This window comes from Legionella nautarum (assembly GCF_001467895.1).
In the GTDB taxonomy this organism is placed as follows: domain Bacteria; phylum Pseudomonadota; class Gammaproteobacteria; order Legionellales; family Legionellaceae; genus Tatlockia; species Tatlockia nautarum.
Genome location: NZ_LNYO01000007.1, coordinates 22,914 through 28,995 on the forward strand (window position 1 = coordinate 22,914; position 6,082 = coordinate 28,995).

The window sequence follows — 6,082 nt, forward strand, 5'->3', positions numbered from 1 at the left end:
ATTAAAACCTAAAGTAAAGAAACGATTTGAATGTTGCAGCCACTACTCTCGAGATGGCAAAGAAAGAAAGTGCGCTGATCATCCAATGTTCAATTAAGCGATGATTCTTTAGAGAACTCCATGATCTAATAGTATCCATGCTAGGTATGAAGCTGATTATGAGGGCTGCGAGTATAGCAACCCAAATATCGTAGGTGATGTAAATAAAACTACTTTCACGGGAAGGATGGAAAAGGGCGCTGAAAAAGTTGAGCAACTCAGTCACCGAAGTGGTGCGAAAAATTACCCATCCAAACATAACAAATATAAAAGTAAGCGCCACATTGATAGCACGAGGCAAATAGTTGCTAATACGTAACCAACCTAATTTATCTAGAACTAAAAAGAATCCGTTATAAGCTCCCCAAATCACAAAATTCCAATTAGCTCCATGCCATAATCCTGAAATTAAAAAGCAAATCCAAAGATTAGAATAAGTACGTAAAATACCATAACGATTACCCCCCAGAGGGTAGTATAAATATTCCCGGATCCAGGTTGAAAGAGAGATATGCCATCGTCGCCAAAAATCAGTAAAATTGGTGGCAAGATAAGGCATATTGAAATTTTCAAGCAGCTTGAAACCAAACATTCTCGCTAAACCAATAGCCATGTCTGAATAGGCAGAAAAATCCAAATAAATTTGTAAGCTAAAGCAGAGCAGACCGAGCCAGGCATGATAAAAACCTAGTTGATCAGGCGGTAGTGAAAAGATTTTATCGGCTAATTCCGCAATGGTATCTGCAACGAGTATTTTCTTGACTAGACCTAAAAGAAAACGTTTAAAACCTTGAATAAAATTGTCTAAGGTTTGGTGATGATTTTTTAATTGTGCGGCAATATCATGATATTTGACAATCGGACCTGCTAATAATTTGGGGAAGAAAAATATATAAAGAAGGTAGTTTTTTAGTGAGTTTGCTGGCTTAGATATCCCTCGATATACGTCTACAAGGTAGGTGATTTTTTCAAAAACGATAAATGAAATTCCAATTGGTAAAGCAATCTTCAAAATTGGTAAAGGCTGCAGGTTTAGATAGGAAAAAAAGACATTGGTTGAGCTAATAAAAAAATCGAGATATTTATAATAAAACAACATAAAAACATTTAATAATATGCCTATATTCAAAAAAACAAGTGCTTTGATTTTTGTTTCTGCACGATAAATTTGTTCACACAGAAAATAGTCACAGCAGGTGGATAAGACTGCTATAAAGAAGAAACGGGGCTCACCCCAAAAATAAAATAGAAAGCTTGCTGTCAACAAAACACTATTTTTTGCTCTTAGTGGTGCCATAAAAAAGAGGAAAAAAACCAGAGGAATAAAAATGAATAAGAAGAATGGGCTAGAAAAAAGCATAATGGATAGGTTTTTAAAAGTGAAACTCGATTTTAAATAATGATTGAGGCGAGTGCAATCTTCCGCTAGGGCAAAAAGTTTTCAATTCTGTGAATACAAGCTCAATTTCCTAGGTTGGGCCTGGTTCTAACTTGTGAGAATTTGAGCATCTATAATTAGTTAATAAATAACAAAGGGATTACAACAATGGATAAATACATAATAGAAACAAAGCAATTAGGTCTGAGGCCGATGCAAAAGGAGGATATTTCATTCTTAGAGGCATTAGATAAAGATCCTGTAGTAAAAGAATATTTTCCGGAGGGAACCTTAAGTCGAGGGGAAATTAAAGGCTTCATTTTACAATGCATTGAAAATTGTGAGGTAAAAAGTTTACCCTGTTTTGTTATTTTTAGACTTAAAGATGAGGAATTTGTCGGAGAAGCTTATTTTGATCAGCTTGATACGGGGGAAATTAAAGTAGGTTATCTTTTTCATAGAAAATTTTGGCATAAAGGGTATGCGACAGAAGTATTAAAGGGCTTATTAGCTTGGGCAAAAAATAATATCAATGCAGAATACATTATTGCCTATGCCGACAAGGATAATAAAGCTTCATTTCGTGTGATGGAAAAATGTGGAATGAAATATTATAAAGAGGGTTATTTTTTAGATATGGACTGTAAATTCTATAAAATAAAAAATCGATAAAGCTAGGAATTTTTTAAATCTAAACAGAAAAGATTCACTATATTTTTGATGACATTTTCACAAATGACAAGTTGTTCTTTTGTAATAAATTCATTAGGCTGATGCGCCTGATCAATGTGTCCTGGACCACAGACAACCGTTGGAATATTGGCGTCCTGATAGTTCCCTGCTTCAGTCGAATAGGAAACTTTTAAGCGCTCCTTTACACCGGTAATGGAGCGTACCAATCTAATTAGTGGGGCATCTTCTAGAGCAACAAAACCAGAAGCATCTGAGATTTCTTCGAGATAAATAGCCGCTTCCGAATAGTTTTTTTTCATTTCGGGAAGTAATTCTTTGTTAATATAGTTTTCAATTTGGCTGCGAAAATTTTCGAGAGGAAACTGAGGCAAATAGCGAATTTCAAGAATAAATTCACAGGTTCCAGGGATTACATTATAAGCGATACCACCGCTAACAATATTGATGGAAATTGTTGTAAATGGGTAGTCAAAATCATAATCAAAAGGTCCATTTTTTTTTAGATAATTGGCAAGCCTATGAACATAGCATATTAAGCGGCTTGCGTATTCAATCGCATTACAGCCTTTGGCAGCAAGCGATGAATGTGCTGACCAGCCCTTTATTTGGCAATGGTAAACACGCCTTGATTTTTCGCCAATAATGGGACGCATACTAGAGGGTTCACCGACGATGCAGCCTTCGGGTGTTATGCCTAATTTTTTGATGTGATCTAATAAAAAATCGACCCCAATGCAGCCAACTTCTTCATCGTAGGTAAAAGCGAAATGAATTGGTTTTAAAAGCCTTAATTTTTTCAGTTTCGGGACTAAGGCCAGAAGTACAGCAATAAAGCCTTTCATATCGCAGGCACCACGACCATAAATTTTTCCATTTTTTTCTGTGGCAACAAAAGGGTCTGTCTGCCACATTTGACCTGCTACTGGCACAGTATCGGTGTGACCAGCAAAAACTATCCCACCCCTAACTTGTTCATTTTTTGTGTGTATAGTGGCAAACAGATTTGCCTTTGATTCATCAGGGCTAGGAATAATATGAAAATCAATATCATGAAGTTTAAGCCAGGACGCCATAGTTTCGATTAATTCCAGATTGGAATTATTAGAGCTAGTATCGATACTAATCAATTTTGCAAGCCATTGGTATGTATTCATTTACTCTTCACAAAAATGATTTATTAAATAAAATTTAACTTAGCTTTATACAATTTTCCAATTATAGTTTTATAGCTAACCTTTAAAAAACATGAAAAATTGTTAGCAAATATTTTTTAGTAAAAAATAGCTTAAATTTTTTATAACATAATTCTCTAAGTAAATTCAAAAAGTTCGCTAATATTTAATTTTTTTGCATTTGATTTCTCTTCTTTCTTGTCCTATTCGTTTAAGTGGGTAATAAAGAAGGAGATTTATAATGCCTAGTAAAGAATGGAATCGACCAACTCATCCAGGCCAACAAAGTCCTGGTCAACAACGTCCTGGCCAACATGGTCAAGGCCAACATGGCCAAACTCAACGCCCTAATCAAAATCCATCCAGAAAAGGATAGTGTTTAACGGAGTAGCGATGCATCGGTTCTCTTAAACTGAACTTATGCATCGCTTATGAGCATAGTGAGAGCTGGCTTCACAGAGGAAGATATCAATTAGGAGAGTACATTATGAAAAGGATATTGGCTGCAATGGCAATACTTGCTTTATCTTCAGTTGCCCTAGCAACTAGTAGTGGCACGGGAACTAGCGGCATGGGAACAACGGGTACCACCGGAACAAGCTCCGGAACTGGATTAGATACAGGATCAGGTACAAGTACCGGCACAGGTATGGGCACTGGCACTGGAGGAACTGATACAGGTACAACGGGTACAGGAACAACTGGCACGGGTACAGGAACGACTACTCCCGGCACCACTACCACTCCAGGGGGCTCTACTGGTACTACTACCCCAGGCAGTTCTAATGGAACTTCTGGATACTAATGCTAAGAACGCCTAGGTATAATCATCGAGCTTAAAGCTCGATGATTATCGATTTTTGATCATTTGCTTAGTTTTTTGATCATCTCATCTATATTTTCAACTTCGCCAGAGTAGTGGTAATAAATCCTCTGATAGTGACAGTCTATGATGCACAACGGTTCTTTCGGTTCTTGGCCACGTTGCTTAAAAATCCAATAAATATCGACGGAATTAGCCGACTTAAGTTCTTTCAATAAATCGACCATCTTATCTTCTTCAAATTCGGAATGACTACAGATAATTCCTTTAGAGTCTCTAGAAATCTTATAAGCAAAATGTTTTTCTATCATCATGATATTACTCTACAGTAGGTAAAATTAATTCGCCGCTCTTTGGATATCTCGGCCTGCTTTGGAAACATCCTTGCCAAAACCTTTAACCGTGTTGCAGCCATTCAATAGGCCAACGGTGGTAAGGAAAAGACTGAGTACAATAATTTGTTTGGCAATTTTCATGATTACTTATCCTTAAGTTAACGGGTTATAAATTATTCTAGCCCATATTCCTATCTTGGCGGAATATTTAGATTCGCAATCTGCTTTATTTGTTTATAAAAAAACTAAATAGAACTAAATAGTTATTGACTGACAAATATTTATTCTGAATAATCATTCCCATACAGGAATAAAAAATTTAACCCCAGGAACTTATGGAATTTATTAACCGCTAGATAAGGAGATTGTTATGCTGACTCGAGAGCAGATTAGAGAAATTATTGAAGAATGCCGTCGAATTGGCGTTAGCGGTCTGGGAAATGGGAGAAGGACCACTATTCCCTTTATTAAAATTGATATCTTAAGAGCCGATGGTCTTGATTTCACTGGGGTGCTAGGTAATTCTGCCATTTTTATTAATAAAAATACTCACAAAATGTTGAGTCAATATCATAGCAGTTGGGTCGCTAATAAAACAATCGCGATAAAAGAGAGTCTTTTGCTAAAACCGACTATTGATATTATTGGTGCAATTGTTCATGAAACGGGGCATGCTTTTAATGTGGAAGCAAAAATAGCGAACACTGAAGGAAATGCCTATATTTTTGAAATTGAAGTGCTGCTCAAGTTATTGGAGTCAGACTACCTGTCCTCTTTTGGCTGTGATAAGGAAGATGTCGGCAGTTATTTTCAATCGCGCTTAGCTAATTATCATATGGAAACCCGTAACCCTTATTTAGCAAAGCGGGTGGATGAAATTGTAGAAGAATTTGGTTTATACAATCCCCGAAAAGAACAACCTGATGAAAAACCAAGTCTCTCTGAAGACATTAATTACGAAGTAAAGGTTGTTTCGCAACGCTTACTTTTTTTTACCTCCTTAAGTACTCTTCAACGGAAACATGAATACATCAGCGGGTCGAATCTTGGTTATTAACTATCAGACACCTGCTAAATCCTCACTACTATAAATTAAGTTCCTCCAGCTTGGCTGGAGGATCCAGGATTCTAGGCCCTAAGCAGAGAGCCGACCAATTTGAGCTGCAAATCGTCATTCTTCAGGGAGGACTCAAAATTTACTGATCCTCAACAGGTATCAAATTATTCTAGCCGATATTCCTATCTCATCGCTATAATCCCAAAAAATACGGTAATTTTTATTGGTAAAAATGATTTTTTTAGAATTTATCATCGATGGAGTTATCAATTTTCAAAGATAGCTGATTAAGCCTTCAGATATTAAGAAGAGTCAAATGAATCAAAACGCTCTTTAGAGAAACACTTGCTTACAATTTCTAAGCATCAGTTGGAGCAATTGTCTAGTAACTTATCCACAGAATTTGTGGGTAAGTAGGCTAACTCTTTTGTATAAGTAACTCTATGAGTTAAGAGGGATAATTCAAAATATGACCATTTAGGTTGAAATTCTTCTTACAATTGCGTTCATTTTATTCTACTATTGATTGATGTACACCAATCATAGAATAAAAAATCATGGTACGAGGCGGAAAAAGACCTGGTG

General features: G+C 36.3%; 8 protein-coding genes. 4 read left to right on the forward strand and 4 right to left on the reverse strand.

Annotation, left to right across the window (positions count from 1 at the left end):
- Position 1: 1 nt before the first annotated feature.
- The gene (locus Lnau_RS02760; protein WP_202972567.1) at positions 2-1,303 is read right to left on the reverse strand and encodes an MBOAT family O-acyltransferase; all 1,302 of its coding nucleotides are present in this window, start codon (positions 1,301-1,303) and stop codon (positions 2-4) included.
- A 282-nt stretch (positions 1,304-1,585) separates the two neighbouring features.
- Here Lnau_RS02760 and Lnau_RS02765 point away from each other — a divergent pair, with 282 nt between their 5' ends.
- Complete coding sequence (locus Lnau_RS02765; RefSeq protein WP_058503632.1) at positions 1,586-2,089, forward strand: GNAT family N-acetyltransferase; 504 nt, start codon at positions 1,586-1,588, stop codon at positions 2,087-2,089.
- 2 nt (positions 2,090-2,091) lie between these two features.
- Here Lnau_RS02765 and argE read toward each other — a convergent pair whose 3' ends face one another.
- Positions 2,092-3,264, reverse strand: coding sequence for an acetylornithine deacetylase (gene argE / locus Lnau_RS02770; RefSeq protein WP_058503633.1), 1,173 nt, complete (start codon positions 3,262-3,264; stop codon positions 2,092-2,094).
- A 259-nt stretch (positions 3,265-3,523) separates the two neighbouring features.
- On the opposite strand from argE, the gene Lnau_RS16865 reads away from it, so the two are divergent.
- Entirely contained in the window at positions 3,524-3,658 is a 135-nt protein-coding gene (locus Lnau_RS16865; RefSeq protein ID WP_274520247.1) for a hypothetical protein, read from the forward strand.
- A gap of 111 nt (positions 3,659-3,769) precedes the next feature.
- Positions 3,770-4,087 (forward strand): hypothetical protein, encoded by a 318-nt coding sequence (locus Lnau_RS16640; RefSeq protein ID WP_058503634.1) that lies wholly within the window; start codon positions 3,770-3,772, stop codon positions 4,085-4,087.
- 59 nt (positions 4,088-4,146) lie between these two features.
- Here Lnau_RS16640 and Lnau_RS02780 read toward each other — a convergent pair whose 3' ends face one another.
- Both Lnau_RS02780 and Lnau_RS02785 read right to left on the reverse strand, forming a co-directional pair.
- On the reverse strand, positions 4,147-4,416 hold the full coding sequence (locus tag Lnau_RS02780) for a hypothetical protein (protein WP_058503637.1): 270 nt from the start codon (positions 4,414-4,416) through the stop codon (positions 4,147-4,149).
- Between the two features lie 27 nt (positions 4,417-4,443).
- The gene (locus tag Lnau_RS02785; RefSeq protein WP_058503635.1) at positions 4,444-4,581 is read right to left on the reverse strand and encodes an entericidin A/B family lipoprotein; all 138 of its coding nucleotides are present in this window, start codon (positions 4,579-4,581) and stop codon (positions 4,444-4,446) included.
- Positions 4,582-4,810: 229 nt separating this feature from the next.
- On the opposite strand from Lnau_RS02785, the gene Lnau_RS02790 reads away from it, so the two are divergent.
- Positions 4,811-5,497 carry a hypothetical protein gene (locus tag Lnau_RS02790; RefSeq protein ID WP_058503636.1) on the forward strand — a complete coding sequence of 229 codons (687 nt, stop codon included), beginning with the start codon at positions 4,811-4,813 and terminating at the stop codon, positions 5,495-5,497.
- The last annotated feature ends 585 nt before the right edge of the window (positions 5,498-6,082 follow it).